This window comes from Leifsonia xyli subsp. cynodontis DSM 46306, assembly GCF_000470775.1.
Classification (GTDB): Bacteria; Actinomycetota; Actinomycetes; order Actinomycetales; family Microbacteriaceae; genus Leifsonia; species Leifsonia cynodontis.
On record NC_022438.1, the window covers coordinates 929,553 to 956,067 of the forward strand.

Here is a 26,515-nt window from a genome sequence, read left to right on the forward strand (position 1 = left end):
ACCACTTGAGACCGCCCTGACTGCCTCTATCACTGTGGATCACGCAACCGGCGACGTTCCCACGCAACGCGACAGCGTTGCTCAACGCCCGGACGGCGAGACTCGACTTCATCCGCGAGTCGATGGAGTAGCCGACGATCTTGTTCGAGAAGACGTCCTTGATCGCGCAGAGGTAGAGCTTGCCCTCGCCGGTCTTGTGCTCGGTGATGTCGGTCAGCCAGACCTTGTTCGGCCCGTCAGCGGTGAACTCGCGCCGGACCACACGATGCTCATCGACCACCGCGAGGAGGTCCTCGTGCGGCGCCAGGGCGGTGCTGCCGGGCTTGCTGCGCTTCTTGTGGTGCGAGGCATGAATGCCGGCGATCCGGCACAACACAACCGATGCACCGGTCGCGGCCATCTCATGGACGAGCGGGAAGACTATTTCCTGGCAGGTTCGCCTGCGACAGATACGCCGCGGCCCCCCGCAGCACCTCGTTCTCCTGCTCCAACACTCGGATCCGCTTGTTCGCCTCACGCAGCTGCCTGCGCTCGTCATCGGTCAACCCGGACCGCTTGCCGTCCTCGACGTCGGCCTGCTTCATCCAGTTGGTCAGCGAGCCTTCGGAGATACCGAAAGTTCTTCGCGATCTGAGCCAACGGCGCCTGACCCTTGCGGGCCACGGCCACGACGTCATCGCGGAACTCTCGGGGATAGGGCTTTGCCACAAGCACATCCTTCCAGCGAGGACCAATCCTCACAGATCCGACGTCAACCAAACTCGGGGCAGACCCGCTTCTTTACGGCAGGCGCGTCTGCCCGGTACTCAATCGCCCCTCGCCGCACGGAGATGCGCGATGGTGTGCCTCAGAATTCCTTTCGGGCTTTCAGTTTTATGTACTCTTTATCCTGAATTTATATTTCATAAAGAATGAAATCAATTTTTCGATCCGTAAGGGCGTCGTCCATGAGCGAAGAAGTTGTCGACAGAATCTCATCCGTAACTGTGCGGCGTCGTGGAATCGTGAAGGCCGCAGCCTGGGCGACTCCCGCCATCATCGTTTCCACGGCTGTGCCCGCTGTCGCTTCGTCCACACGGGCAGCACTCGCGTTCGGCGACTCTGCCTACATTGTGTCCGCCTGCGGACGGCTCCAGAATGTGACCGTCCACGTCACCACAGATGGCGCGGCGCGGTCGGGCGTGAGCGTCACTGTCACCCTGCCGAGCGGATTCACCTTCTCCGGGGGAGCCACGAGCTTCACCGCCGGCACGAACGCTGCCGGAGTGATCGTCGTTCCCGAGATCGCGGTCCCCGCGACTCCGGGCGAGGTGACGATTCAGGCGGCCGCCACAGCGCTCGGCCTCATGGCGAGCGTGAAGCTCACCGTCCAGCCCGGAGGCGGGAACGCTTACGTTGCTGTGCGCGACGGCTCATCGTCCATCGCTTCCGTCGTGGGGGTGCCCGCTGGGTCGACTCCGGTCTGGGGCCGGTGGTTCCTGACTCCGGACGCTCACGTCGTCGACGGGCTCAGCGGCACCGTCGTGCTCTCGGATGTCGCGGCGGTGAGCAGCGGCTTCCTCTAGGGCACGAATGAACTGCGGATGGGCTTCACGCGCAAGGACGGATCGTCCGGCTATGCCTTCCTCCTGGGGGCGGATCGGACGATCGTTCCCACCTCCGGCGTTCCGAACGGCTCACATCCGCTCTGGGGCTCGTGGTTCCTGACCGACGACGGTCGGATCCTCGAAGGGAGCGGTGGGGGAGTGTGGGCCACCGACGTGGCGGAGACCGGGCGCGGTCACAGTGCTGCCGATGCGTCGGAGATGATCTTCCCGCTCCGTCACGCCGATGGCAGCTGCGAGTATATCGTGATCCGGCCGGGCCTGCTCGTCGAGGCGGTGCGCGCGGCCGTCTCCGGCGACCAGCTCATCAGCCCCTCCGTCACTGTGCGCCTCTTGCGGCACCTCAGCCCACGTCCGGACGCAGCGGCCGGGGAGGCCCCGCAGCTGACGCCCCGCGAGCGGGAGACGGCGGCTCTGGTCGGACGCGGGCTGACCAACGCCGAGATCTGTGCGGAGCTCGTCATCTCGCTGGGGACGGTGAAATCGCACCTGTCTTCCCTGCAGAGCAAGCTTGGCGTGCGCAATCGGGTGGAGATCGCCGCGTGGGCCTGGCGCAACGGGCTGCTGAACCGCTGAAACGCGATGAACCGCTGAGCCTGCCGAAGACCGGCCATTCGGCTGATGCGACGCTCTGGCGGTTCGAAGACGCTGGTTCTACGGCCCTCGCCGGCCGTCCCGAAAGGAACAGCATCTGTGTCTCAGCACTCCGCACCGACCCCGCCAGCCGCGATCGGAACGGCCGCGTCGCGCCGCCTTCCCGTTCTCGATGTCATCTGGGGCTTCTCCCTCTGCGGCATCACCCTCGTCAACATCGGACCACTCACCCGCTTCGGCGAGTTCGCCGAACGGAGTCCCGCCAGCCTGAACGACGCCTCCGGCTGGCTGGAGCTGTTCGTCCATCAACGGTTCTTCGTGCTCTTCTCGCTCCTGTTCGGCATCGGCTTCGCGCTGTTCTTCTCGTCGGCGCAGCGTCGGACGGAACGGCCCCGGCTCGCTTTGCTGCGCAGGCTGCTCCTGCTGCTGGCGATCGGCAGCCCCTTCGAGATCCTCATGCCCGGCTCGGCCTTGCTTCCCTATGCGATCGTCGGCCTGGTCGTGCTGCTGCCGTGTACCTGGCTTCCGCGCTGGCTGGTTGCGCTGGCCGGGGTCGCTCTCGTGGCCGGCGCCCTGGCGCTCGACGGTGGATTGCTCCTCATCCCCGGTCTGTTCCTGATGGGGGCGGCCCTCACCCGTTACGGCGTCGTCTCGCGGCTCGGCGTGTCCCGCACGGGTTCCGCCCTTGCCTTCCTGGCCTTCGCGTTCGCCTCCATCCCGGCGCTGCTGTGGCAGCTGAGCGACGGTGTCGAGGCGTCTGGGTTCACGATGTCCTCCGCCGTTGCGGGGTTCACCCTGGCCGGTGCGTACCTGTCGCTGCTTTCGCTCCTAATGACGGCCCGGGCCGCTGCGGCGCTGGAGGCGGTCTTCGTCCCGTTCGGCAGGATGGCCCTGACGAACTATGTCACCTCGGCTCCGCTCATGCTTCTGGCCGGCGTTCTGTTCGACCTGCGGCGCTCCGACTCCTGGACGCTGCTGCTGAGCATCGCTGTGGCGATCCTGCTGCTGCAATGGGTCTGGTCGGCGCTCTGGCTGCGCGCGTTCAGCCAGGGTCCGCTGGAGTGGCTCTGGCGCTGGGGCACCTGGTGCCAGCGCCCGCCGCTCCGGCGCGGGCGTGAGCGCCACCGCGCCGAAGCGGGAGGCAGCGCGACCGACGAGAGAGTGGGACGCGTGGCCGACGGTCTGCTGCGCTGATCGGCGGGGCCGGCGAGCGGGTTCGTCCGCGCTCGCCGGCCCGTGCCTGCCAGCCTGTGCTCGGTGGGCCGCACTTGCCGCTGACCGGCCGTGTCGGGTCGGTCCGTGCTCGGCGCATGATCGCGTCGTCGTCGACCAGCACGCCAGACCGGCCGCTCCGGTAGGATGGAGGCTCGCGAAGGGGAGTATCCCGAAGGGCCGCCGAGCCGGGCCGCCCGCGCTGTGTACGTCATCACGGTCCGCTCCGGACCCGGGCACAGCGGCACCGTGAGGGTGCGGGAGAGACTCTCGGGTCCCTCGCCCATACCCCTCGAAAGGTTTTCGCTCCATGGAACTGGCCCTCCCGCTCTGGTTCGAGATCGGCAGCTTCGTCGTCCTGCTGGCGATCCTGGCGTTCGACCTGCTGATCGTCTTCAAACGGCCCCACATCCCGAGCCCCAGGGAGTCGGCGCTGTGGGTGTCGTTCTATGTGGCGCTGGCGCTGGTCTTCGCGCTGCTCATGCTGCTGATCGGGGACGCCGAGCACGCCGGGCAGTTCCTTGCGGGCTGGCTCACGGAGTACAGCCTGAGCATCGACAACCTGTTCGTGTTCGTGATCATCATGAGCCGGTTCGCCGTGCCCAGGAGATACCAGCAGGAGGTGCTCATGGTGGGCATCATTCTGGCGCTGATCTTCCGTGGCGTGTTCATCGTGCTCGGCGCCAGCCTCATCGCGAGCTTCTCGTGGATCTTCTACATCTTCGGCGCGTTCCTGCTCTGGACGGCGATCAGCCAGGCGTTCGGGGACCACGACGACGAGGGGCAGAAAGACAGCTGGTTCATCCGGTTCGCCCGTCGGCGCTTGCAGGTCTCCGACCAGTACGAGGGCAACAGGCTGCGCACCACCGTCGGCGTGCGCCGGATGTTCACCCCGCTCATCATCGTCTTCCTGGCGCTCGGGACCACCGACCTGCTGTTCGCACTCGACTCCATCCCGGCGATCTTCGGCATCACGCAGAGCCCGTTCATCGTGTTCACGGCGAACGTCTTCGCGCTGATGGGCCTCCGCCAGCTGTACTTCCTGCTCGGGCACCTGCTCGACAAGCTCGTCTACCTCAAATACGGCATCGCGTTCATCCTCGCGTTCATTGGCGTGAAGCTCGTCTTCCACGCGATGCACGAGAACGAACTGCCGTTCGTCAACGGCGGCCAGTACATCGAATGGGCGCCCGACATCAGCACCTGGACCTCGCTCGCTGTGATCGTCGGTGCGATGGCGGTCGCGACGGTCGCTAGTCTGGTGAAGCTGCGCATGAGCGGCGAAACCGTCGCCCACGCCATCCACGGCGATGACGAGGGCGACGAGGAGCAGACCATCGAGGCCGCCCCGGCCCCCCATTCCCCGGAGGAACCCCGCACATGATCCCTCTCGTCGGCGTGAGCGCCCGCAGCGACACCGGTGCGGTCCGGCACGTCAACGAGGACAGCCTGCTCGCGCAGGACCCCGTTTTCGTGGTGGCGGACGGAATGGGCGGCCACGCCCGCGGCGACCTGGCCAGCCGGACCGCGGTCGAGAGCCTCGCCCGCGCGCTCCCGGCGGGCAGCGCGCCGACGGCGGATGACGTGGTCGCCGCGATCGACGAGGCCAATGCCGCCGTCCGCGCTCTCTCCAGCGCGGACGAGTCGGGCGCGGCGGTGGCGGGCACGACGCTCGCCGGCGTCGTCCGCGTGCGTGCTCCGGAGCGTTCCGGGGAGCGGTGGATGATCGTCAATGTCGGCGATTCCCGGGTGTATTCCTGGGATGGGCGCGACCTCCGCCAGCTGACGGTCGACCACTCGGCTGTCCAAGAGCTGATGGACGCCGGGCTGATCACCGCCGAGCAGGCCGCCGTGCATCCCGAGCGCAACGTCATCACGCGCGCGCTCGGCGCGGAGGACGTCGTTGCCCCCGATGTCGAGGTGCTGTCCGAGGAGGAGGGGAGCCAGGACTTCCTGATCTGCTCCGACGGTCTGACCCGCGAGCTCTCCGACGCGCGCATCGCCGACATCCTCGCGCAGGGCCACCCCGATCCGGCCGCCGTTCTGGTGACAGCGGCCGTCGAAGCGGGCGGCCACGACAACATCACGGCGATCGTTCTCGAATCGGCGGTGGCGCGCTCCTGAACGGGGCATCCGCCTGCCCGTTCGATGCCCACCCGGGTGATACCCTGACAAACGTGTTCGCGGGTCCGAATCTCCTCAGCCGCCGCGGCGAGTTCTCACCCCAGCCCACCCTCGCCGCGGAGTCCGTCGACGGCTGATCCGTGAACGAAGCTCAAGGAGAACGAAGCAATGACCACCGAAGCCCCCTCGCTGACACTGGCCGAGAAGGTGTGGCAGGACCATCTGGTCGTCAGGGGCGAGGACGGTTCTCCCGACCTCATCTACATCGACCTGCACCTCGTCCACGAGGTGACCAGTCCGCAGGCGTTCGACGGCCTCCGGGTGGCGGGCCGCCCGGTCCGCAGGCCGGACCTCACCATCGCCACGGAAGACCACAACACCCCGACCATCGGCATCGACAAGCCGATCGCCGACCTCACGAGCCGCACCCAGATCGAGACGCTGCGCTGCAACGCCGAGGAGTTCGGCGTCCGCCTGCACTCGCTGGGGGACATCGAGCAGGGCATCGTCCATGTCGTCGGCCCCCAGCTGGGCCTCACGATGCCGGGCATCACCGTCGTGTGCGGCGACTCGCACACCTCCACCCACGGCGCGTTCGGCGCGATGGCGTTCGGCATCGGCACCTCCGAGGTCGAGCATGTGCTCGCCACGCAGACCCTGCCGCTGAAGCCGTTCAAGACGATGGCGATCACCGTGGAGGGCGAGCTGCGCCCCGGTGTGACGGCGAAAGACATCATTCTGGCCGTCATCGCTAAGATCGGAACCGGCGGCGGGCAGGGGTATGTGCTGGAGTACCGCGGCAGCGCCATCCGCGCCCTCTCGATGGAGGGTCGCATGACCGTCTGCAATATGTCGATCGAGGCCGGCGCGCGCGCCGGGATGGTCGCGCCCGATGAGACCACGTTCGCCTACCTGAAGGGCCGCCCCCACGCGCCGGAGGGTGAGGACTGGGACGAGGCTGTCGCCTACTGGACCACGCTCCAGACGGACGACGTTGCCGTCTTCGACGCCGAAGTCTTCCTCGACGCCGGCGAGATCGAGCCGTTCGTCACCTGGGGCACCAACCCTGGCCAGGGCGTCTCGCTCAGCCAGGACGTCCCTGACCCCGCCGCGATCGAGGAGCCGAACGCCCGCGCGTCCGCCGAGCGCGCGCTGGGGTACATGGACCTGAAACCGGGAACGCCGATGAAGAGCATCCCGGTGGACGCCGTCTTCATGGGCTCCTGCACCAACAGCCGCATCGAGGACCTGCGCGCCTTCGCCTCCGTGATCAAGGGCAGGAAGAAGGCCGAAGGCGTGCGCGTCATGGTGGTGCCCGGCAGCGCCCGTGTGCGCCTCGAGGCCGAGGCCGAGGGCATCGACAAGATCGTCGAGGAGTTCGGGGCGGAGTGGCGGTTCGCCGGCTGCTCCATGTGCCTGGGCATGAACCCCGATCAGCTCGCGCCGGGGGAGCGCTGCGCCTCCACCTCCAACCGCAACTTCGAGGGTCGGCAGGGCAAGGGCGTCCGTACGCACCTGGTCTCGCCGCTCGTCGCGGCGGCGACGGCCATCCGCGGCACACTGTCGAGCCCTTGGGACCTCGAACACGAGGGCGCCGATGCCCGGACCGGGGAGAAGGTGGGCATCTGATGGAGAAGTTCGAGACCCTCACGGGTGTCGCGATGCCGTTGCGCCGTTCCAACGTCGACACCGACCAGATCATCCCGGCAGTGTTCCTCAAGCGGGTCACCAAGACCGGCTTCGACGACGCGCTGTTCCACGCGTGGCGTCAGGACCCCGGCTTCATCCTCAACCAGGAGGCGTACCGGGGCGCGGCCGTGCTGGTGGCCGGCCCCGACTTCGGGACCGGCTCCTCGCGCGAGCACGCGGTGTGGGCGCTGCGGGACTACGGCTTCCGGGTCGTGCTGAGCCCCCGCTTCGCCGACATCTTCCGGGGAAACGCCGGCAAGCAGGGCCTGCTGACCGGCGTCATCGCCGAGGAGGACGCGGAGCGGCTCTGGGCGGCCATCGAAGCGCGACCGGGGACGTCCGCGACGGTGGATCTGGTCGCCAAGACGGCGACCGTCGGTGAGGTTCAGGTGTCTTTCGACATCGACGACTACACTCGCTGGCGTTTGCTCGAAGGGTTGGACGACATCGCCCTGACCCTGCGCGACGAGGCGCGAATCTCCGAATACGAGGCCGCCCGCGCCCGCTGGCGACCCAAGACCCTCCCGGTGAAACTGTGAACTCACTCCTTCAGGACGCCGCTGCGTCCGGCGCCCACGTCGGTCTCAAAGGCGACCGCATCACCATCAACGGCGGCATCCCGCTCCGGGGCCGCATCGAGGTGCGGGGCGCGAAGAACTTCGTCACGAAGGCCATGGTCGCCGCCCTCCTGGGCGAGGGCCCGAGCGTGCTGCGGAACGTCCCGGACATCAGCGATGTCCGCGTCGTCCGCGGACTCCTCGAAGTCCACGGCGTCAAAGTGACCGATGGCACTGAGGAGGGGGAGCTGCTGCTCGACCCGAGCGCGGTCGAATCGGCGCACATGGCCGACATCGACGCGCACGCCGGCTCCAGCCGCATCCCGATCCTATTCTGCGGACCGCTGCTGCACCGCCTGGGCGAGGCGTTCATCCCCGACCTCGGCGGCTGCCGTATCGGCGACCGTCCGATCGACTACCACCTCGAGGTGCTGCGCCAGTTCGGCGCCGTCGTCGACAAGCTGCCCAGCGGCATCCGGATGAGCGCCCCGAACGGCCTGCACGGCGCGAAGCTCGAACTGCCGTACCCGAGCGTCGGTGCGACCGAGCAGGTGCTGCTCACCGCCGTCCGCGCCGAGGGCATCACCGAGCTCAAAGGCGCGGCGATCGAGCCGGAGATCATGGATCTCATCAACGTCCTGCAGAAGATGGGGGCGATCATCTCAGTCGACACCGACCGGGTGATCCGCATCGAGGGGGTCGACAAGCTCGTCGGCTACAGCCACACCGCGCTGTTCGACCGCAACGAGGCCGCCTCCTGGGCAGCCGCCGCGCTCGCCACCGGCGGCGACATCTACGTGGGTGGCGCGCGTCAGCCCGAGATGCTGACGTTCCTCAACGTCTTTCGCAAGGTCGGCGGTGCGTTCGAGATCCAGGATGACGGCATCCGCTTCTTCCACCCGGGCGGCGACCTCAAGCCGGTGGTCATCGAGACCGATGTCCACCCCGGCTTCATGACCGACTGGCAGCAGCCGCTCGTCGTGGCGCTCACCAAGGCCAACGGCGTCTCCATCGTCCACGAGACCGTGTACGAGCAGCGTTTCGGTTTCGTGGACGCCCTCATGGACATGGGCGCGAAGATCCAGGTCCACAAGGAGTGTCTCGGCGGCCACGCCTGCCGCTTCGGTCAGCGCAACTTCAAGCACTCGGCGGTCATCATGGGCCCGGTCGATCTGAAGGGCGCCGATGTGGAGATCCCGGATCTGCGCGGGGGCTTCAGCCACCTCATCGCCGCCCTGACCGCCGAGGGCCGCTCGACCGTGAGCAACGTCGGCATCATCAGCCGCGGGTATGAGGATTTCATCGCCAAACTGCAGTTGCTCGGAGCCGATTTCGTCCTCGAGGGCTGAGGTCCGGGATAATGGGACGGTGCCTCAGCCCGACGAAGCCATGACCCCCGCCCGCCCGCGCTCCGAGAAGAGCCGTCCGTCGGTTTTCTGGGTGCTCGCACTCATCGTGGTTCCGCTGGGCGGTTTGCTGGCGCGGTTCCGGATCGTGGACGGGCACAAGCTGCCGCGGCACGGCGCGTTCATCGTCTCGCCGAACCACTACAGCGAGATCGACCCGGTGGTGGTGGGTCTGGCCCTCTGGAAGCTGGGGCGGCTGCCCCGGTTCCTGGCGAAGGAGAGTCTGTTCAGGGTGCCCGTGCTGGGCTGGTTCCTGCGGAAGTCCGGTCAGGTTCCGGTCGCGCGCGGCGGTTCGGGCCGTGGGTCCGCGCCGCTCGACGCGGCGCAGAGGATCGTGGAGGATGGCCGTGTGGTCGTCATCTACCCGGAGGGCTCGCTCACGCGCGATCCGGAGATGTGGCCGATGCGCGGCAAGACCGGGGCAGCCCGGATGGCGTTGGAGCACGGTATCCCGGTCGTCCCGATCGCCCACTGGGGCGCCCAGCAGGTGATGGCGCGCTACGCGAACAGGATCAGCGTCTTCCCACGGAAGACGATCGCGGTGAAGGTGGGTGACCCGGTCGACCTGTCCGCGTTCACGGGGCGTAGTCTGGATGCCGCGACGCTGAACGAGGCCACCGATGTGATCATGGCTGCGATCACCGCCCTGCTCGCGGACCTCCGCGGCGAGAAGGCGCCCGAGACCCGGTGGGACCCGTCCCAGCACAACCAGAAAGAGACCGGCCGCTTCGATGGCTAACGCACGAGCCCGATCGACCACACCGCCGCGTCGGATCGCCGTGATCGGCGCCGGAAGCTGGGGGACCACGTTCGCGAAGATCCTCGCTGACGGGGGCAACGACGTCGTCGTCTGGGCGCGCCGGCCCGAGCTGGCGCGCGAGATCGACGAGGGGAAGCGCAACAGCGACTACTTGCAGGGCATCAACCTCCCGCGCAGCCTGCGCGCGACCTCGCACCTCGGTGAGGCGATGCGCGGTGCGGAGCAGGTCTTCGTCTCTCTGCCGAGCCAGACGCTGCGCTCGAATCTCGAAGCGATGATCCCGTACCTCGGCCCGGCGACAGTCGTCACCAGCCTGATGAAGGGTGTGGAGAAGGGCACGGGCTTGCGCATGAGCGAGGTCATCGCCCAGGGCCTGCCGATCGAGCCGGAGCGGATCGCTGTGGTGTCAGGGCCGAACCTGGCCCTCGAGATCGCTCGTGAGCAGCCCACGGCCGCCGTCGTCTCCTCGCTGAGCCCGGTGACGGCGGTGGCGGTGGCGACCTCCGCCACCAACCGGTACTTCCGCAGCTTCGTGAACACCGATGTCATCGGCACCGAGTTCGGCGGCGTGCTCAAGAACCTCATCGCGGTCGCGATCGGCATCGTGGACGGCGTCGGCTACGGCGAGAACACGAAAGCGTCGATCATCACGCGCGGCCTGGTCGAGATGACTGATTTCGCGGTCGCCTACGGAGCGGAGCCCCAGACGCTCTCCGGGCTCGCCGGCCTCGGCGATCTGATCGCGACCTGCGAGTCGCCGCTCAGCCGCAACAACACGGCAGGACGGCTGCTCGGCCAGGGCTACAGCTTCACCGACGTAGTGAAGCAGATGAATCAGACGGCGGAGGGGCTGGCCTCGGTGGCACCCATCCTGAGCCTCGCGGAGGCCCGCGGTGTCGAGATGCCGATCGTGCGTCAGGTGAGCCAGGTGCTCGCGGGCACGCTCGCTCCGAAGGACATCGCGCCGCACCTCACCACCGATGACGAGCCGCAGGGCGAAAGAACGCGGGGCGAAAGGACTACGGATGACGGACAGGGTCAGGGTCGCACTTCTGTTTGGGGGTCGCTCAAGCGAGCATTCGATCAGCTGCGCGACGGCGGCGGGAGTTCTCGCCGCGATCGACCGTGACGCCTACGAGGTCCTCCCCATCGGCATCACGCACGATGGCGCCTTCACGCTTCAGCCGGACGACGCGGCGGCGTTCGAGCTGAACCCGGAGCGGATGCCGGAGGTCGAGGACAACGGCAGCCGCGTTCTGTGGCCGGAGTCCGCCGCGACCCGGGAACTCACGCTTGTGGCCGCCGACGGCAGGCGCTCCTCGCTGGGGGATCTCGATCTGGTGTTCCCCATCCTGCACGGCCCCTGGGGCGAGGACGGGACGCTTCAGGGGATGCTGGAACTCGTCGGTCTGCCCTACGTCGGCAGCGGGGTGCTCGCGAGCGCGCTCGGGATGGACAAGCATTTCACCAAGACGGTCCTCCAGCAGGCCGGCATCCCCGTCGCCCCGTGGACGACCGTGACCGCTTACGAGTGGCGCACCGGCGCGGACGCCGTTCGCGCCGCCGCGCGCGAACTCGGCCTTCCCGCTTTCGTGAAGCCTGCCCGCGCCGGTTCGAGCGTGGGCGTCGGCAAAGTGAAGGAGTGGTCCGAGCTGGGCCCGGCGATGGACGCCGCGTTCGCTGAGGACGACCGCGTCCTGATCGAGTCGGGCGTCGTCGGCCGCGAGGTCGAGATCGCGGTGCTCGGCGGCCGCCCGGGGGAGTCCGCGCGTGCGTCGGTGGCGGGTGAGATCGTCGTCTCCGGCCGCGATTTCTACGATTTCGCGGCGAAGTACCTGGACGCGCCCGGCATCGACCTGGTGTGCCCGGCGGAGCTCACGGACGTGGAGCTGGGGCAGATGCGCGCACTCGGCGTGCGCGCGTTCGACGCGATCGGCGGCGAGGGTCTCGCGCGCGTGGACTTCTTTCTCACGTCGGAGGGTTTTGTGGTCAACGAGATCAACACGATGCCCGGTTTCACCCCGATCTCGATGTTCCCGCGCTGCTGGCAGGAGACCGGGCTGAGCTATCCGGAGCTGATCGACGAACTGATTCAGGTGGCGCTGGCGCGGGCCTGAGCCCGCACCTACTTCGTCGGTTCCGGCGCGGGCGTCGGCCTAACGTCCGTGTCCAGTGTCGACAGGCACTTCGCTGTCTGCTCGACGCTCGCGATCGCGGAGGCGAACTCCGGCAGCACCGACGAATCCGATGCGCCCGAGACATGGTCGATGATCACCTCGGTCGCCGGCTTCCGGCCGAACGTCTGGTAGACGACCGTCTTGGCGGCCGGTTCCGACATGAGCACCCAGTCGATGCCGTTCACGCTGACGCACGGTCTCGTGGTCGGCCCGATCGGCGGGACCCCGCAGCGCAGCAGGACGGCGGCGGGGTCGCCCCACGCTCCGGTCGCCTGTGCGTCCGTCTGGCGTCGCGCCTTGCCGGCGACCGCGTCCGGCAGCCGGACGCTGATCTCCGCGCAGCCGGGATCGTTCGCATCGGCGGCGGGATCGAGGGAGACCGCGGTCGCGCAGCCGGTGAGGGCGAGCACGGCCGCGGTCAGGAGGGTGGCGAGGACCGCGCTGAGGGCGGTGCGTCGAGCGGACATCGGTTTCAGGCTACCGTTTTGACTCATGGGAATCTCTGGGAGCACCGGCCCGGCCATCGGCGAGGCGTCCGAACGGGAGGCGCTGCGGCGCATCATCCCGCGGCTGCCCCGGTCCGCGGCTGCGCTGGTCGGCCCGGGCGACGACGCCGCCGTGCTCGCTGCGCCCGACGGCCGCTACGTCGTGACCACCGATCTGATGGTCCACGGGCCGGATTTCCGGCTCGCCTGGTCGAGTCCCGCGGATCTCGGCTGGAAGGCCGCCGCGACGAATCTCTCCGATGTCGCGGCGATGGGCGCGGCGCCGACGGCGCTCGTGGTCGCGATCGCCGCGCCGCCGGCCCTGCCCGTCGCCGCCCTCGAAGAGATCGCCGACGGGCTCCGCGCCGCGTGCGAGGCGCTCGCGCCGGGCTGCGGGGTCGTCGGCGGCGACCTCTCTGCCTCCGAGACGCTCACGCTCGCCGTCACCGCGTTCGGCGACCTCCGGGGCCGGCCTCCGGTTCTCCGCAGCGGCGCCTGGCCCGGCGACATCCTCGCGGTCTCCGGCCGGCTCGGCGCGGCGGCCGCGGGACTCCGTCTGCTTTTCCGGCACGCGGTGGATGCCGCGGGCGCGCCCGACCGTGCCGCCTTCGACCGTGTCGCGGCCGATCATCCCGACCTCGTCGCCGCCCAGCTGCGTCCGACGCCTCCGATCGCGGACGGCCCTCTCGCGGCCGAGGCCGGGGCCACCGCCATGCTCGACCTCAGCGACGGTCTGGCGCTCGAAGCGCGCCGCGTCGGGGAGGCGAGCGGGGTGGCGATCGACCTCGATCCGGACGCGCTCGGTCCCGACCTGCGCCTGGCGCTCACCGGGGGAGAAGACCACAGTCTGCTCGCCTCCTTTCCTCCGGACGCCCCTCTGCCCGGCGGCTTCCGCCGCATCGGAGCGGTGCGCGAAGGCGAGGGGCTCTTCGTCGGCGGGCGGCCGTTCGGCGAGCGCGGGGGCTGGGACCCGTACCTCGAGTGGGACGGCTCCGCCGGCTAACTGTTGTCGTGTCCGGGGACGTTGTTGGATTCCGTTTCCGTCGCTCGTCGAAAACGGACGAGAGTGTGGTCGGTGGTGGGGGTCAGACAGGAAACGAAGGAGAAAACGCGGGTAAGGGGGCCGATTCTCCTCCGGTTGTGACGGGACGGACCCGGTGCGTACAGGGACGGGACGCGAGGGTGTGGAGAGAGCGGACGTGGATGTCAGGCTGCTCACAGCCGCACAAGGCACGACAGCTAACCGGCCGATGGCTCGAGGTAGTGCAGCGCTGTCTCGCCGTAGGTTCGCGAGTACACCCTCTCCAGACCGTCGGGGAGGCTCGGCTCTCCCGCGCGCGCGCTCCGCTCGACGCAGACCAGGGCGTCCGGCGCGAGCAGGGGGACGAGCGCTGTGAGCACCGCCAGCAGCTCCGCGTCCGGCACATCGTAGGGTGGGTCGAGGAAAACCAGCTCGAAGTGGCCTGTCGCGGTCGTGAGGTAGGTCAGGGCAGAGGTCGCTCGCACCTCCACGCTCGGCCGCTCCCCGGGGCTCGCCGCCTGCGCGACGGCCGCGGCGTTCCGCTTGCACGCACTCGCCGCCGCCGCGCTCTTCTCGACCAGCACGACGGCCACCGATCCGCGGCTGGCCGCCTCCAGCCCGAGGGCGCCCGAACCCGCGTACAGGTCGAGCACGCGCGCGCCACGCACGGCATTCCGCGACTCCAACGCGGAGAACACGGCCTCGCGCACCCGGTCGCTGGTCGGACGGGTGCCGCTCTTCGGCACCTGGATGGCGAGCGAGCCGGCGAAACCGGAGACGATGCGAGTCATAACCCTCGAAAGCCTAGCCGTGCCGCCCTCCCGCCCGGCAAGACGGCGGGGAGGGGCGAACGCCTACGATCGAACCATGACCTCCGTCCCCGCTCCGGCCGCCGGGGCCGTCTCCCTCGACGCGAAGCTCACGGGCGTGCTCGGCGGACGCACCGCCGCCGCGTTCGAGAAGGCGTTCGGGACGCGCACCGTCGCCGATCTCCTCAGCCACTACCCGCGCCGCTACGCGCGCCGCGGTGAGCTGACCGCGCTGGCGAACCTGCCGCTGGACGAGAACGTGACGATCATCGCCGAAGTGCTGCGCGTGCAGGAGCGGTCGATGCGGGCGCGGCGCGGCAGCATCCTGGAAGTCAAGATCTCCGACGGCGAGGGCATCCTGACCCTCACCTTCTTCAACCAGTCCTGGCGGGCGAAGGAGCTGACGCCCGGTGCGCGTGGCATCTTCGCGGGCAAGGTCTCGGCCTACCGCGGCGCTCTGCAGCTGGCGCATCCCGACTACGAGCTGTTCGAGCCGGATGCCGGAAACACTGTGGACCCGGGCAGCGCAGCGGCGAAGGAGTGGGCGCAGACCCCGATCCCGATCTACCCGGCCACCGGGGCCGTCGCCAGCTGGCAGGTGCAGAAGGCGGTCGGTCTGGCGCTGGATGCGCTCGGCCGGGTCGAGGACCCGGTGCCCGCGGGCATCGTCGCCGAGCGCAGGCTCGTCTCATTCCGGGACGCCCTGGAGGGCGTCCACCGGCCGCAGAAGGACTCCCAGTGGCAGCGTGCTCGCGACGCTCTGCGCTTCCAGGAGGCGTTCGTGCTGCAAGCGGCTCTGCTCCAGCAGCGGGCCGCCGCGCGCGCTGTCGCCGCCACCCCGCGCCGGGCCGTCCCCGGCGGCCTGCTGGAGCGTTTCGACGCCGAGCTGCCGTTCGCCCTGACCGACGATCAGGCCCTGGTCGGTGGCGAGATCGCCCGGGATCTGGATGCGGACGCCGCGATGCACCGGCTGGTGCAGGGCGAGGTCGGTTCCGGCAAGACCCTCGTGGCGCTCCGCGCGATGCTCGCTGTCGCGGACTCGGGCGGGCAGTCCGCTCTGCTCGCGCCCACGGAGGTGCTCGCCGCCCAGCACCTCCGCTCGATCGCCGCCATGCTCGGCCCCGGCCTCTCCGCCGAACTGATGCCGACGCTCTTGACCGGTCAGCTCTCCGCCGCGGAACGCAAGCGCGCTCTGCTGCGCACAGTCTCGGGCCAGTCGCGCATCGTCGTCGGCACCCACGCTCTGCTCGGCGACGCCGTGACGTTCTACGATCTCGGGCTCGTCGTGGTCGACGAGCAGCACCGGTTCGGGGTCGAGCAGCGGGAGGCGCTGCGGGCCAAGGGCGGGACGCCGCCGCATGTGCTCGTGCTCACGGCGACGCCCATCCCGCGCACGGTCGCTATGACCGTCTTCGGCGACCTGGATGTCTCGACCATCGCGCAGCTGCCCGCCGGACGGCAGGGGATCGAGAGTTTCGTCGTCCCGCTCGCAGACCGGCCCGGCTGGGAGCGCCGCATCTGGGAGCGCGCCTCGGAGGAGATCGCGAAAGGCCGTCAAGTGTTCGTGGTCTGCCCGGCTATCGCCGGGAAGGAGACCGAGGAGGGCGCGGACCCGCCGGAACAGGAGACGGGGGCGGCGCGCTCGCCCGACGCCCCCGCCCGCCCGATCGCGAACGTCGAGTCCGTCGCCGCGCAGGTGCGCGCAGACCCCCTCTTGGCCTCCGCCCGCATCGGCATTCTGCACGGCAGGCTGCCCTCTGAGGCCAAGGACGAGGCCATGCGCTCGTTCGCCGCCGGCGATATCGACCTGCTGATCGCCACGACCGTCATCGAGGTCGGCGTCAACGTCCCGAACGCGTCCGTCATGGTCGTCCTCGACGCCGACAGGTTCGGCGTCTCGCAGCTGCACCAGCTGCGCGGCCGGGTGGGCCGGGGCGGCGTCCCCGGCCTCTGCCTGCTGGTCACGGCGGCCGGGCAGGACACACTGGCGCGCGAGCGGGTAGAGGCCGTCGCGGCCACTCTGGACGGTTTCGAGCTCGCGAACATCGATCTCGAACTGCGGCGCGAGGGCGATGTGCTCGGCAGCCGCCAGTCGGGCGGACGGTCCTCGCTCCGGCTGCTGCGCGTCGCCAGCGACGGCGAGCTGATCGCCGAGGCGCGGGTCGCGGCCGAGGAGACGCTCTCCGCTCCGGATGGGCTGGCCGCGCAGCCCGCGCTCGTCGCCGCCCTCGCTCGCCGGCTGGACGAGACCGAGCGGGCCTTCCTCGGAAAGTCGTGATCCCACCGCCGCGAGCATGACGGATTGACAACGAAATCCTGGGACCCCGGGAGAGCAGGGGGTTCCGGGATAGTGTGAGGTCCTATGCACAGGATCGCCGTAGTCCCTGGATCGTTCGACCCGGTCACTCTCGGGCACCTCGACGTGATCGAGCGTGCCGCGGGGATGTGGGACGAGGTCCACGTCTTGGTGGTCCACAACCCGGACAAGAGCGCGCTGCTGCCCATCGCGCAGCGGGTGGCGCTGCTGGAGCGGTCGATCGAGGAGGCCGGCATCGCCGGGAGCATCGTCGTCGCGTCCTGGTCGGTCGGTCTGCTGGTCGACTACTGCACGGATATCGGCGCGCACGTTCTCGTGAAGGGCATCCGTTCGCAGGTGGATGTCGCCTACGAGACGCCGATGGCCATCGTCAACCGCCACCTCGCTGAAGTGGAGACAGTGTTCCTGCTGCCGAACCCGGCCAATGCGCACGTCTCCAGCTCGCTCGTGCGCCAGGTCGCGTCCCTGGGTGGCGACGTCAGCCCGTACGTCCCCGCTGCCGTCTCCGAGCTGCTGTCCTCGTCGTGATCGCGCTGGGCCGTCCGTCGGCGCGCAGCGCGATCGCGGGCCTCGAGCGACGTCCGGAGCGAGGCCGCACTGCTCCCTGTGTCTCTCCTGCCAGACGGCTGGCCCTCGCCCGCGAGCGCGGGGCGGACAGCGTAAAATAGCAGACCGTGACCAGGAGAAGAACGACCCCGTACACGGTCACTGTGTACGAACTGCTGCGTCGTCCAGGCGAGATGCGCGAGCAGCGGCTGAGCGTCCCGGTGGCCGAGCGACTGGGCGAGGGACTGCTCTCGGTGCCCGAGGGCGGCACCGTGGAGCTGGACCTCCGGCTGGAGTCCATGCACGAGGGGATCCTCGTCTCCGGCGAGGTGGAAGCCACGGCGACCGGCGTCTGCGGACGCTGCCTCAAAGACATCGAGCAGCCGGTCGGAGTCGATTTCCAGGAGCTTTTCGCGTATCCTTCTGACGAAGCTTTCGATTATGAGGTTCACGACGACCACGTGGATCTTGAACCTCTGATCAGGGATGCGGTGGTGCTGTCACTGCCGTTCCAGCCGGTGTGCCGGCCGGATTGCCCCGGTCTCGATCCCGAGACCGGCGAGCGACTGGCGGATGCACCGGATCGGGAACCCGGGCAGGCCATCGATCCGCGATGGTCCGCGCTCGCCGGTTTCCAGGCTTCCGACACCACTGTCACATCGACAGAGCCCACGAGTAACGCCCCGGCCGCCGGGGCCGGAGAAGAGAGATAGTCATGGCCGTTCCGAAGCGGAAGCAGTCTCGCGCCAACACCCACGCCCGTCGTTCGCAGTGGAAGGCCGAGGTCCCCACGCTCGTCAAGACCGTCGAGAACGGCAAGGTCACCTACAGCCTGCCGCACCGCGCCAAGGTCGTCGAGGACTCCGCGGGCACCGCTTTGTTCCTCGAGTACAAGGGCCGCAAGGTCGCCGACGTCTGATCGGCGCGGCATGGTCGGCGAGAACACTGACCGCAGCGCACTGCTTGAGAAGCTCGGGGTCGACATCGACCCCGAGCTTCTCAAGCATGCGCTGACGCACCGGTCCTATGCATACGAGAACGGCGGCATCCCGAATAACGAGCGTCTGGAGTTCCTCGGAGACTCGATCCTCGGGCAGGCCGTCACGGTCAAGCTCTTCCGGGAGAACCCCGGCCTCGATGAGGGAGAGCTCGCCAAACGTCGGGCCAGCCTCGTCTCTTCCGTCGCGCTGGCGGAGGTCGCCCGCGGTATCGGGCTGGGGGAGTATCTGCGGCTCGGCCGCGGCGAGAACCAGAGTGGCGGGCGCGAGAAGGCGTCCATCCTGGCCGACACCGTCGAGGCGGTCATCGGCGCTGTGTATCTGGATGCCGGCGGCGATGAGGCGACCGCCCTCGTGCTCCGCCTGATCGGTCCGCTCATGGCCGACCCCGCGCGTTTCGGGGCCGCGATGGACCCCAAGACCAGTCTGCAGGAGGCCGCCGCCCACCACGGCGTAGGCCAGCCCGTCTACACCGTCACCAACACCGGTCCGGACCACTCGAAGACTTTCCACGCCACCGTGGATGTCGGCGGTCTGATCACCGCGAGCGGCGAGGGGACCAGCAAGAAGCAAGCCGAGATGGCCGCTGCCCTCAGCGCTTGGACCGCGCTCACGAACCACCGTGCCCGAGCTCCCCGAGGTTGAGGTCGTCCGCGCGGGCCTCGCTCCCGCGGTCACCGGCGCGACCATCCTCGGCGTGGAGGTGTTCGAGCCGCGCTCCTTGAAACGTCACGACCCGCTGACCGGCTCGTTCGAGTCGCTCCTCACCGGCCGCAGCATGCGGACACCGGCCCGTCGTGGGAAATTCCTCTGGATTCCCCTCGACAGCTCACCGAGGAGCGCGATCGTGGCCCACCTCGGGATGAGCGGCCAGATTCTGCTCCGAGACCCCGGCACTGTCGAGAACGGTTTGCTGCGCATCCGGCTGCACATCGAAACCCCACCGTCGGACGCCGGGCCGCCGCGCGAATTCTGGGTACACTTCGTCGACCAGCGCATCTTCGGCTCGATGGCCGTCGACGCTCTCGTCCCGACGGCGGACGGCGCTCCCGCCGGACTCGGGTCGGACGAAGCGCTCCTCCCGGCACAGGTCAGCCATATCGCCCGCGACCCGCTCGACCCCGCCTTCGACGACGCTGCGTTCGCCGCCGCCCTCGCGCGCCGCAGCAGCGGCATCAAACGCGTCCTCCTCGACCAGAAGCTCATCAGCGGCATCGGCAATATCTACGCCGACGAAGCGCTCTGGGCGGCGCGCATCCACTACGACCACCCGGCGACGGCCCTCAGCCGTCCGCGGGTGTACACGCTGCTCGCCGAGGTGCGCCGCGTGCTCGAGAGGGCTCTCGCGGAGGGCGGCACGAGCTTCGACGCCCAGTACGTCAACGTGAACGGCGCCTCCGGCTACTTCTCCCACAGCCTCAACGTCTACGGTCAGCAGGGAAAGCCCTGTCCCCGCTGCGGCGCCCCCCTCGTCCGCGAACAGTTCATGAACCGCGGCTCCCACCTCTGCCCCCGCTGCCAGCGCCCCCGCTGACCCACCCCTCCCTCGCCCTGGCCCGCCAACCTCCGGCCGTCGGAAAGGTCTGCGTCGCCGAGGCGGTCGAAAACGCTTGTATCGCCTGTAGTCTCAGCGCACATAATTCGTGGTGCGACGGAGCAATCATGCCCCGTTCGACGCGAGATCACGTTGAGAGGCAAGAGATGCTACTGAAGAAAGTCACCATCGGTGCGGCTGTCGCAGCGTCAGCCGCACTGTTGCTCGCCGGATGCGCCAACCAGCCAACGGGGGGCCAGCGGAAGCAGCAGAGTCGATATTCCGGTCATCACCTCCGTGGATGTCCCCAAAGACGCGGTCCTCCCTGCGGGCGATGGCAAGGCCACCTGTCCGGCCGGTCTGACCATCGGCTATGTCGGCACCGAGACCGGCCCGAACGCGCAACTCGGAATCAACGTCTACAAAGGCGTGCAACTCGCCATCGACCAGCACAATCAGGCGAACCCGGGATGCCAGGTCGGCTTCAAGAAGTTCGACACCGAGGGCGACTCGAACAAGGCGACCGGTCCGGTCACTCAGGCTGTGAACGAGCCGGACATCATCGGCGTCGTCGGCCTGCCGTTCTCGGGCGAGTCCAAGGCGACGGGCAATATCTTCGAGCAGCAGGGGCTGGCGCACATCACCCCGTCTGCGACCAACCCGGGCCTGACGAAAAACGGCTGGAAGACTTTCTTCCGCGGCCTCGGCAACGATGCCGTGCAGGGTCCTGCCGCCGCCCAGTTCCTCACGGGCAAGCTAAAGGCCAAGAAGGTCTATCTGGTCCAGGACGACTCCGACTACGGTATCGGACTCGCCGCACAGACCCCCAATGCGCTCGGCAGCGCCCTCGTCGGCACCGACAAGGTGACCACCGGCCAGAAGGACTTCTCGGCCGTGAGCTCCAAGATCCTCAACGCCAAGCCGGACGCGGTCTACTACGCCGGCTACTACGCTGAGGGCGCCCCGTTCGATCAGCAGTTGGTCACCAAGGGGTTCACCGGCACGTTCGTCGGACCGGACGGGATGAAGGACGACCAGTTCATCAAACTGGCCGGGGACGCATCCTCCAATGTGTATTTCACCTGCCCTTGCATCCCGGGTGAGCTCATCCCGACCTTCGAGTCCGCGTACAAGAAGCTCGCGAGCGTCGAGCCGGGCACCTACTCGATCGAGGGGTATGACGCCGCCACCGTCCTGCTGAGCGGGATCGACAAGGGCAAGACGACCCGTGCCGATCTGCTGGCGTTCCTCAAGGACTACGACGCGGATGGTCTGAGCAAGCACTACAAGTGGGACCCCACCGGCGAACTCCAAGTGCCGACCGTCTACGGCTACAAGGTCGCCCGCGGGAAGATCGTCCCGATCGGAACCATCGGGTAGCCCGGAACGCGAAGGTGCTGCGGGTCGCCGTGGTCCGCAGCCCTTTTGTTCGGCCTTCGCCCGCTCGCCCGCCGGACCACTGACGTTCCGGCGCTGAACCTTGGACACCCGAATGCACGAGACCTTCCTCTTTCCTCCCGCCCTCGGCACTTCCTGGATCGCCTTCGACGTCGGCGCTCTGATCCAGAACTTCTGGAGTGCCACCTTCGACGGCCTCACCTTCGGCGCCATCTACGGCCTGATCGCCGTCGGCTACACGCTCGTGTACGGCGTGCTGAACCTGATCAACTTCGCCCACTCCGAAGTCTTCATCGTCGGGGCGTACGGCGTCGTCATCACGCTCACCTCGCTCGGCTTCGGCCCCAGCGCACCCACCCTCGGTCCCGTCGCCATCGTCGGCGATCTGCTGCTGGCGCTCCTGGTCGGCATGGTCGCGTCGGCGCTCACGGCGTTCGTCCTCGAACGTGTGGCCTACCGGCCACTGCGGCGACGCAATGCGCCCCGTCTGGTGTTCCTCATCACCGCGATCGGCGCTTCGTTCACGATCCAATACCTGATCTTCCTGATCCGGGGGGCGAACGCGGAGCCGGCGGTCGCCATGTTCGTCCCGACGCCGATCTTCGAGGTGTCCGGCACGATCGTGAACAGCCAGCAGATCGTCATCGTGGCCGCCTCCGCGATCCTGATGGCCGGAACCGATCTGTTCATCCGCCGCACCCGCATCGGCCGCGGTATCCATGCTGTGGCCCAGGACCCGGACACGGCGACCCTGATGGGCGTCAACAAAGAGAGGATCATCGTCATCACCTTCGTCACCGGCGGCATCCTCGCCGGCGCCGCCGCACTGTTCTTCGTGATGCTGGTCCCGTCTGGCGTGATCTACAACGGCGGGTTCGTCCTCGGCGTCAAGGCGTTCGCCGCCGCTGTCCTCGGCGGCATCGGCAACGTCCGCGGCGCCCTCCTGGGCGGTCTGCTGCTCGGTGTGATCGGCAATTACGGCCAGATCCTCCTCGGCGACTCGCAGTGGATCGATGTCGTCGCGTTCGTCGTCCTCGTCTTGGTGCTCCTGGTGAAGCCCACGGGCATCCTGGGCACCTCGCTCGGAAGGAGCCGCGCATGAGCCTGACCGAAAGCCTCGGAGTTCTGCCCGATGGCCGGCCGGACCGGGCGGGCGACGCCCCGAAACCGCGCCGCGCCGGGAGGAGGACGGGTCTGCTGCAACCGCTGCGCGACAGGTGGAACAGCCTGCCGCGCGCCGCGCAGTGGGCCTGGCTGCTCGTTGTGGTGGCGCTGGCGTATGCGCTGCCGTATCTGAATGTCTTCCCGCTCACGACCGAACCCGGCAACGATTGGCCGCTCGCGTGCTTCGCGATGGCGACCTACGCGCTCATCGCGGTCGGCCTGACCGTGGTGGTCGGCTACGCCGGTCTCCTCGACCTCGACTATGTCGCGTTCTTCGCGGTCGGATCGTACACCGCGGCGATGCTGACCAGCCCGGACTCGCCGTTCCTCAAGATCCCGTACCTGTGGACGATTCCGGTCGCGATGGCTGTCGCGATGATCTTCGGCGTGATCCTCGGTGTGCTGACGCTGCGGCTGCGCGGCGATTATCTGGCGATCGTCACGCTCGGCTTCGGTGAGATCGTGCGCATCCTCGCCACCATCATCCCGGCGATGAAGGGGCAGGTCGGCTTCCAGAACGTCGGGCATCCGCCGGGGGAGACGGCGGGCGGCGTGCCGATCTTCTCCGACTCGAACGGCGTGCCCTGGTACTGGCTGACGGTGACGGCTCTCATCGTCGTGCTGCTGCTCGTCGGTAACCTGGAGCGCAGCCGTGTCGGCCGCGCCTGGATCGCCATCCGCGAGGACGAGGACGCCGCCGAGATCATGGGTGTGCCGACCTTCGCGTACAAGGTGTGGGCGTTCGCGATCGGCGCGGGCGTCGGCGGTGTCTCCGGAGCGCTGTTCGCGGGCCAGGTCGGCTTCGTGAACAACCAGAAGTTCGACGTGCAGACCTCCATCCTGTTCCTTGCCGCCGTCGTGCTCGGCGGTGCGGGCAACAAGATGGGGGCGATGATCGGCGGCGCGATCGTGGCGTACATCCCTCTGCGGTTCACCGCCATCGCCGACTACACATACCTGATCTTCGGCATCGGGCTCGTGCTGATCATGATCTTCCGCTCGCAGGGTCTGTTCCCGGCGCGTCAGAAGCTCCTGGCGTACGGGCGGCACGCGTACCGAAGGCTGTCCGGCAGAGAGAGGGGAGCGACGCGATGACCCGTGAGCGCGCACTCGTGCCCGACGACGCGGCCTTCGGTGCGAACCAGGAGGACCTGAAGGCCGCCGGCGTCGACCTCGCGGTCGCCGAAGCGGCCGCTCCCGACCGCGAGATCGCGGTCGAGGTCGGCGAGAGCATTGTGGAGGTCCGGGGCCTCACGGTGAAGTTCGGCGGCCTGCTCGCTCTCGACGATGTGTTGTTCGACATCCGCCGCGGTGAGATCCTCGGTCTGATCGGCCCCAACGGCGCGGGCAAGACGACCTGCTTCAACGCCATGACCGGCGTATACAAACCAACCCGCGGCGATGTGCGGCTGGAAAGCCGGTCGATCAAGGGGCAGAAGCAGCACCGGATCACCCGCATGGGACTTGCCCGGACATTCCAGAACATCCGCCTCTTCGGCGGGATGACTGCGCTGGAGAACGTGATCGTCGGGCTGGACGCCCGGCATCGCACCTCCGTTCCCAGCGCTCTGCTGCGCCTCCCGCGGCACACGCGCGAGGAGAAGTCCTCGATCGAACGCGGGATGGCGTTGCTCGAGTTCGTCGGCATCGCCGACCAGGCGGCGGCGCTCTCCCGGGCGCTCGCCACCGATCCGAAGGTGCTCTGCCTGGACGAGCCGGCCGCCGGCTTCAACCCGGCCGAGAAGCAGGACCTCATGGACCTCATCCGGACCATCCGGACCATCCGGGCCGACGGCTACACCGTGCTGCTGATCGAACACGATGTGAAGCTGGTCATGGGAGTGACCGACCGGATTGTCGTGCTGGAGTTCGGGCGCAAGCTCGCGGACGACATCCCGGAGGCCATCCGGAACGACCCGCGTGTGATCGCCGCCTACCCCGGGGAGCCCGAAGATGCCACTGCTTGAACTGAAGGACCTCCGCGTGTCCTACGGCCGCATCGAGGCCATCCACGGCATGTCCTTCTCCGTGGAGGAGGGCGAGATCGTGAGCCTCATCGGGGCCAACGGCGCCGGCAAGTCGACCACGATGAAGACGATCTCCGGCCTGCTGAACCCGACGGCCGGCTCGATCGCCTTCGACGGCCGCGACATCAGCAGGACGAGGGCTCACCTCCGCGTCGTCCAGGGCATCTCCCAGGCTCCGGAGGGCCGCGGGATCTTCCCGGGCATGACGGTCATGGAGAACCTGGACATGGGCGCGTTCGGCCGCAGGGACCGCTCGACGATGGGTGAGGACTTCGACCGGGTGTTCGGCCTGTTTCCGCGTCTCGCCGAGCGCAAGACCCAGCTCGGCGGCACAATGTCCGGCGGCGAACAGCAGATGCTCGCCATAGGCCGGGCGCTCATGTCGAATCCCCGCCTGTTGCTCCTGGACGAGCCGTCGATGGGGCTGGCTCCGCAGTTCATCCGCCAGATCTTCGCGATCATCTCGGAGATCAACAAACAGGGGACCACCATCCTGTTGGTGGAGCAGAACGCGAACCAGGCCCTCGCCCGAGCGGACCGTGCGTTCGTGCTGGAGGCCGGGTGCATCACACGCGCGGGAGACGGCCGCGAGCTTCTGGCGGACCCGGCGATCAAGGAGGCGTATCTGGGCGTGGGGTAGCGCCCTTCCGTCCGGCGTCGGCTCAGCGCAAAGCGAGCTCCGCGATAAGCGCCCGCAGCCGTCCCTCGTCGTCGGGGAGGGCGGTCACCCGTTGCGTTGCGTTCAGCAGGGCGCGCGTCGCGGCGTCCGGGGCCGGCGCCACACCCAGCGCCTCCGCGATCGTCTCTGGGAACTTCTGCGGTTTCGCCGTCTCGAGGACCAGCATCGAGACCCCCGGCTCCACCAGCGGCCGGGCGACCTTGACACCGTCGGCCGTGTGCGGGTCGATGGTGACTCCGGAGCTCTCGGCGACCGCTCGGATGGTCGCCAGGCGGTCGGCGTGGGTGCTCGTCCCGCTGACGATCCCGAACTCGGGGAGGAAACGGTTCTGCTCGGCGGAGAGGTCGATCTCGCCCGTGACCTCCAGTTCGCGCCAGGCGGCCGCCGTCCGCTCGGCCGAGCGGCCGAGCAGGTCGAAGACGAAGCGTTCGAGGTTGGAAGCGCGCGAGACATCCATCGACGGGCTGGAGGTCGGCAGCGTGTCGGCGGCGCTGCGCGGCCGGTAGCGGCCCGTGCGGAAGAAATCGTCCAGCACATTGTTCTCGTTGGTGGCCAGCGCCAGCCTGCGCACAGGCAGTCCCATCCGGCGGGCGTAGTGCCCGGATAGGATGTTGCCGAAGTTCCCGGACGGGACGGCGAAGGAGACCTCCGCCGGGCCCCGGGCGTCGGTCGCCCGCAGCCACGCCCAGACGTAGTAGGCGATCTGCGCCGAGATCCGCCCGAAGTTGATCGAGTTGACCGCGCCGAGGCTGTGTTCCCGCTTGAAATCCAGATCTTCCGCTATCCGCTTCACCAGGTTCTGGCAGTCGTCGAAGACGCCGTCGACCACCACATTGTGGACGTTGTCATCGAGCAGCGAGTACATCTGCGCCCGCTGGAACGCGCTCATCCGTCCGAGTGGCGAGAGCATGAACACGGCCAGGCGCTCCCGCCCGCGCAGTGCGTGCTCCGCGGCCGAGCCGGTGTCGCCGGAAGTGGCGCCGAGCACGTTGAGGACGCGGTCCGACTCGCGGAGCACGACGTCCAGCGTCTCGCCGAGGAACCGTATCGCCATGTCCTTGAACGCGAGGGTCGGCCCCTCGGACAGGCCGACCAGCGTCATCCCGCCGTCGATCTGGCGCAGCGGCACGATCTCCGGCGACGCGAACGCCTCCGGACGGTAGGCCGCCCGGCAGATGCGGGACAGCTTCTCGCGGGGGATGTCCGTGGCGAACAGTCCGATGACCTCTGTCGCGAGCCCCGCATAGTCCAGGGGCCGCCATCGTTCCAATTGCTCGGCGTCGAGCCGGGGCAGCTCCTCGGGGACGGCCAGGCCGCCGTCCGGCGCCAGCCCTTCGATCAGGGTGTCGGAATACGGCCCGAGCAGGCCGCCGCGTGTGGAGATGTAACGCAAGTCTCTCGTTTCCTCAGCTGT

At 68.5% G+C, this 26,515-nt stretch carries 27 protein-coding genes and 1 pseudogene; 23 read left to right on the forward strand and 5 right to left on the reverse strand.

Annotated features, from left to right (window positions below; translation table 11 throughout):
* Positions 1 to 16 precede the first annotated feature (16 nt).
* Both O159_RS16745 and O159_RS14935 read right to left on the reverse strand, forming a co-directional pair.
* A pseudogene (locus O159_RS16745) lies at positions 17 to 337 on the reverse strand (DDE-type integrase/transposase/recombinase); the annotation flags it as partial.
* 64 nt (positions 338 to 401) lie between these two features.
* Positions 402 to 584 carry a hypothetical protein gene (locus tag O159_RS14935; RefSeq protein WP_021754549.1) on the reverse strand — a complete coding sequence of 61 codons (183 nt, stop codon included), beginning with the start codon at positions 582 to 584 and terminating at the stop codon, positions 402 to 404.
* Between the two features lie 402 nt (positions 585 to 986).
* Between O159_RS14935 and O159_RS04420 the strand changes: the two genes are divergently transcribed.
* The 11 genes from O159_RS04420 to O159_RS04470 all read left to right on the forward strand — a co-directional run bounded on the left by O159_RS04420 (position 987) and on the right by O159_RS04470 (position 12,063).
* Positions 987 to 1,565, forward strand: coding sequence for a hypothetical protein (locus tag O159_RS04420; RefSeq protein WP_169725659.1), 579 nt, complete (start codon positions 987 to 989; stop codon positions 1,563 to 1,565).
* A gap of 18 nt (positions 1,566 to 1,583) precedes the next feature.
* Entirely contained in the window at positions 1,584 to 2,180 is a 597-nt protein-coding gene (locus O159_RS15625; protein WP_021754551.1) for a response regulator transcription factor, read from the forward strand.
* A gap of 117 nt (positions 2,181 to 2,297) precedes the next feature.
* Positions 2,298 to 3,392, forward strand: coding sequence for a DUF418 domain-containing protein (locus O159_RS04430; RefSeq protein WP_021754553.1), 1,095 nt, complete (start codon positions 2,298 to 2,300; stop codon positions 3,390 to 3,392).
* A 328-nt stretch (positions 3,393 to 3,720) separates the two neighbouring features.
* Positions 3,721 to 4,794, forward strand: coding sequence for a TerC family protein (locus tag O159_RS04435; protein ID WP_021754555.1), 1,074 nt, complete (start codon positions 3,721 to 3,723; stop codon positions 4,792 to 4,794).
* Positions 4,791 to 5,534 (forward strand): PP2C family protein-serine/threonine phosphatase, encoded by a 744-nt coding sequence (locus O159_RS04440; protein ID WP_021754556.1) that lies wholly within the window; start codon positions 4,791 to 4,793, stop codon positions 5,532 to 5,534. Before O159_RS04435 ends, O159_RS04440 begins: the two co-directional genes overlap by 4 nt.
* Positions 5,535 to 5,702: 168 nt before the next feature.
* Complete coding sequence (leuC, locus tag O159_RS04445) at positions 5,703 to 7,163, forward strand: 3-isopropylmalate dehydratase large subunit (protein WP_021754557.1); 1,461 nt, start codon at positions 5,703 to 5,705, stop codon at positions 7,161 to 7,163.
* Complete coding sequence (gene leuD / locus O159_RS04450; protein WP_021754558.1) at positions 7,163 to 7,762, forward strand: 3-isopropylmalate dehydratase small subunit; 600 nt, start codon at positions 7,163 to 7,165, stop codon at positions 7,760 to 7,762. Before leuC ends, leuD begins: the two co-directional genes overlap by 1 nt.
* Complete coding sequence (murA, locus tag O159_RS04455) at positions 7,759 to 9,129, forward strand: UDP-N-acetylglucosamine 1-carboxyvinyltransferase (RefSeq protein WP_021754559.1); 1,371 nt, start codon at positions 7,759 to 7,761, stop codon at positions 9,127 to 9,129. The genes leuD and murA overlap by 4 nt, the downstream gene beginning before the upstream one ends.
* Positions 9,130 to 9,169: 40 nt before the next feature.
* Positions 9,170 to 9,925, forward strand: a complete 756-nt coding sequence (locus O159_RS04460) for a lysophospholipid acyltransferase family protein (protein ID WP_021754560.1) — start codon at positions 9,170 to 9,172, stop codon at positions 9,923 to 9,925.
* The gene (locus tag O159_RS04465) at positions 9,918 to 11,075 is read left to right on the forward strand and encodes an NAD(P)H-dependent glycerol-3-phosphate dehydrogenase (RefSeq protein ID WP_043993508.1); all 1,158 of its coding nucleotides are present in this window, start codon (positions 9,918 to 9,920) and stop codon (positions 11,073 to 11,075) included. The genes O159_RS04460 and O159_RS04465 overlap by 8 nt, the downstream gene beginning before the upstream one ends.
* On the forward strand, positions 10,972 to 12,063 hold the full coding sequence (locus tag O159_RS04470) for a D-alanine--D-alanine ligase family protein (protein ID WP_021754562.1): 1,092 nt from the start codon (positions 10,972 to 10,974) through the stop codon (positions 12,061 to 12,063). The genes O159_RS04465 and O159_RS04470 overlap by 104 nt, the downstream gene beginning before the upstream one ends.
* A gap of 8 nt (positions 12,064 to 12,071) precedes the next feature.
* Here the strand turns inward: O159_RS04470 and O159_RS04475 are convergent, their stop codons facing one another.
* Entirely contained in the window at positions 12,072 to 12,590 is a 519-nt protein-coding gene (locus O159_RS04475; protein ID WP_021754563.1) for a DUF3515 family protein, read from the reverse strand.
* A gap of 25 nt (positions 12,591 to 12,615) precedes the next feature.
* On the opposite strand from O159_RS04475, the gene thiL reads away from it, so the two are divergent.
* Positions 12,616 to 13,611 (forward strand): thiamine-phosphate kinase, encoded by a 996-nt coding sequence (gene thiL / locus O159_RS04480; RefSeq protein WP_021754564.1) that lies wholly within the window; start codon positions 12,616 to 12,618, stop codon positions 13,609 to 13,611.
* 236 nt (positions 13,612 to 13,847) lie between these two features.
* Here the strand turns inward: thiL and rsmD are convergent, their stop codons facing one another.
* A complete protein-coding gene (rsmD, locus tag O159_RS04485) occupies positions 13,848 to 14,420 on the reverse strand; it encodes a 16S rRNA (guanine(966)-N(2))-methyltransferase RsmD (protein WP_021754565.1) in 573 nt (190 codons plus the stop codon).
* Between the two features lie 76 nt (positions 14,421 to 14,496).
* Here rsmD and O159_RS04490 point away from each other — a divergent pair, with 76 nt between their 5' ends.
* The 11 genes from O159_RS04490 (at position 14,497) to O159_RS04540 (ending at position 25,062) form a co-directional block, all read left to right on the forward strand.
* Positions 14,497 to 16,716: an ATP-dependent DNA helicase RecG gene (locus tag O159_RS04490; RefSeq protein WP_021754566.1), complete on the forward strand. Its 2,220-nt coding sequence runs from the start codon at positions 14,497 to 14,499 to the stop codon at positions 16,714 to 16,716.
* A gap of 84 nt (positions 16,717 to 16,800) precedes the next feature.
* Positions 16,801 to 17,283, forward strand: a complete 483-nt coding sequence (gene coaD, locus O159_RS04495; RefSeq protein ID WP_021754567.1) for a pantetheine-phosphate adenylyltransferase — start codon at positions 16,801 to 16,803, stop codon at positions 17,281 to 17,283.
* 212 nt (positions 17,284 to 17,495) lie between these two features.
* The gene (locus O159_RS04500; protein WP_236609562.1) at positions 17,496 to 18,014 is read left to right on the forward strand and encodes a YceD family protein; all 519 of its coding nucleotides are present in this window, start codon (positions 17,496 to 17,498) and stop codon (positions 18,012 to 18,014) included.
* A 2-nt stretch (positions 18,015 to 18,016) separates the two neighbouring features.
* The gene (gene rpmF / locus O159_RS04505) at positions 18,017 to 18,220 is read left to right on the forward strand and encodes a 50S ribosomal protein L32 (RefSeq protein ID WP_011185847.1); all 204 of its coding nucleotides are present in this window, start codon (positions 18,017 to 18,019) and stop codon (positions 18,218 to 18,220) included.
* A 10-nt stretch (positions 18,221 to 18,230) separates the two neighbouring features.
* Complete coding sequence (rnc, locus tag O159_RS04510) at positions 18,231 to 18,944, forward strand: ribonuclease III (protein WP_021754569.1); 714 nt, start codon at positions 18,231 to 18,233, stop codon at positions 18,942 to 18,944.
* Positions 18,922 to 19,833 carry a bifunctional DNA-formamidopyrimidine glycosylase/DNA-(apurinic or apyrimidinic site) lyase gene (mutM, locus tag O159_RS04515; protein WP_021754570.1) on the forward strand — a complete coding sequence of 304 codons (912 nt, stop codon included), beginning with the start codon at positions 18,922 to 18,924 and terminating at the stop codon, positions 19,831 to 19,833. The genes rnc and mutM overlap by 23 nt, the downstream gene beginning before the upstream one ends.
* A gap of 297 nt (positions 19,834 to 20,130) precedes the next feature.
* Positions 20,131 to 21,213 carry a branched-chain amino acid ABC transporter substrate-binding protein gene (locus tag O159_RS04520; protein WP_021754571.1) on the forward strand — a complete coding sequence of 361 codons (1,083 nt, stop codon included), beginning with the start codon at positions 20,131 to 20,133 and terminating at the stop codon, positions 21,211 to 21,213.
* Positions 21,214 to 21,325: 112 nt separating this feature from the next.
* On the forward strand, positions 21,326 to 22,333 hold the full coding sequence (locus O159_RS04525) for a branched-chain amino acid ABC transporter permease (protein WP_021754572.1): 1,008 nt from the start codon (positions 21,326 to 21,328) through the stop codon (positions 22,331 to 22,333).
* Positions 22,330 to 23,490: a branched-chain amino acid ABC transporter permease gene (locus O159_RS04530; protein ID WP_043993511.1), complete on the forward strand. Its 1,161-nt coding sequence runs from the start codon at positions 22,330 to 22,332 to the stop codon at positions 23,488 to 23,490. The genes O159_RS04525 and O159_RS04530 overlap by 4 nt, the downstream gene beginning before the upstream one ends.
* Entirely contained in the window at positions 23,487 to 24,362 is an 876-nt protein-coding gene (locus O159_RS04535) for an ABC transporter ATP-binding protein (protein WP_043993513.1), read from the forward strand. Before O159_RS04530 ends, O159_RS04535 begins: the two co-directional genes overlap by 4 nt.
* Positions 24,349 to 25,062, forward strand: a complete 714-nt coding sequence (locus O159_RS04540; protein ID WP_043993514.1) for an ABC transporter ATP-binding protein — start codon at positions 24,349 to 24,351, stop codon at positions 25,060 to 25,062. The genes O159_RS04535 and O159_RS04540 overlap by 14 nt, the downstream gene beginning before the upstream one ends.
* 22 nt (positions 25,063 to 25,084) lie before the next feature.
* Here O159_RS04540 and thrC read toward each other — a convergent pair whose 3' ends face one another.
* A complete protein-coding gene (gene thrC, locus O159_RS04545; RefSeq protein WP_021754574.1) occupies positions 25,085 to 26,494 on the reverse strand; it encodes a threonine synthase in 1,410 nt (469 codons plus the stop codon).
* Between the last annotated feature and the right edge of the window lie 21 nt (positions 26,495 to 26,515).

Coding starts and splice junctions, on each gene's coding strand:
- O159_RS14935 (WP_021754549.1), bottom strand. CDS start 584: ATGAAGCAGGCCGACGTCGAGGACGGCAAGCGGTCCGGGTTGACCGAT.
- O159_RS15625 (WP_021754551.1), top strand. CDS start 1,584: ATGGGCTTCACGCGCAAGGACGGATCGTCCGGCTATGCCTTCCTCCTG.
- O159_RS04435 (WP_021754555.1), top strand. CDS start 3,721: ATGGAACTGGCCCTCCCGCTCTGGTTCGAGATCGGCAGCTTCGTCGTC.
- O159_RS04440 (WP_021754556.1), top strand. CDS start 4,791: ATGATCCCTCTCGTCGGCGTGAGCGCCCGCAGCGACACCGGTGCGGTC.
- leuC (WP_021754557.1), top strand. CDS start 5,703: ATGACCACCGAAGCCCCCTCGCTGACACTGGCCGAGAAGGTGTGGCAG.
- leuD (WP_021754558.1), top strand. CDS start 7,163: ATGGAGAAGTTCGAGACCCTCACGGGTGTCGCGATGCCGTTGCGCCGT.
- O159_RS04460 (WP_021754560.1), top strand. CDS start 9,170: ATGACCCCCGCCCGCCCGCGCTCCGAGAAGAGCCGTCCGTCGGTTTTC.
- O159_RS04465 (WP_043993508.1), top strand. CDS start 9,918: ATGGCTAACGCACGAGCCCGATCGACCACACCGCCGCGTCGGATCGCC.
- O159_RS04470 (WP_021754562.1), top strand. CDS start 10,972: ATGACGGACAGGGTCAGGGTCGCACTTCTGTTTGGGGGTCGCTCAAGC.
- O159_RS04475 (WP_021754563.1), bottom strand. CDS start 12,590: ATGTCCGCTCGACGCACCGCCCTCAGCGCGGTCCTCGCCACCCTCCTG.
- thiL (WP_021754564.1), top strand. CDS start 12,616: ATGGGAATCTCTGGGAGCACCGGCCCGGCCATCGGCGAGGCGTCCGAA.
- rsmD (WP_021754565.1), bottom strand. CDS start 14,420: ATGACTCGCATCGTCTCCGGTTTCGCCGGCTCGCTCGCCATCCAGGTG.
- O159_RS04490 (WP_021754566.1), top strand. CDS start 14,497: ATGACCTCCGTCCCCGCTCCGGCCGCCGGGGCCGTCTCCCTCGACGCG.
- coaD (WP_021754567.1), top strand. CDS start 16,801: ATGCACAGGATCGCCGTAGTCCCTGGATCGTTCGACCCGGTCACTCTC.
- O159_RS04500 (WP_236609562.1), top strand. CDS start 17,496: ATGCGCGAGCAGCGGCTGAGCGTCCCGGTGGCCGAGCGACTGGGCGAG.
- rpmF (WP_011185847.1), top strand. CDS start 18,017: ATGGCCGTTCCGAAGCGGAAGCAGTCTCGCGCCAACACCCACGCCCGT.
- rnc (WP_021754569.1), top strand. CDS start 18,231: ATGGTCGGCGAGAACACTGACCGCAGCGCACTGCTTGAGAAGCTCGGG.
- O159_RS04525 (WP_021754572.1), top strand. CDS start 21,326: ATGCACGAGACCTTCCTCTTTCCTCCCGCCCTCGGCACTTCCTGGATC.
- O159_RS04530 (WP_043993511.1), top strand. CDS start 22,330: ATGAGCCTGACCGAAAGCCTCGGAGTTCTGCCCGATGGCCGGCCGGAC.
- O159_RS04535 (WP_043993513.1), top strand. CDS start 23,487: ATGACCCGTGAGCGCGCACTCGTGCCCGACGACGCGGCCTTCGGTGCG.
- O159_RS04540 (WP_043993514.1), top strand. CDS start 24,349: ATGCCACTGCTTGAACTGAAGGACCTCCGCGTGTCCTACGGCCGCATC.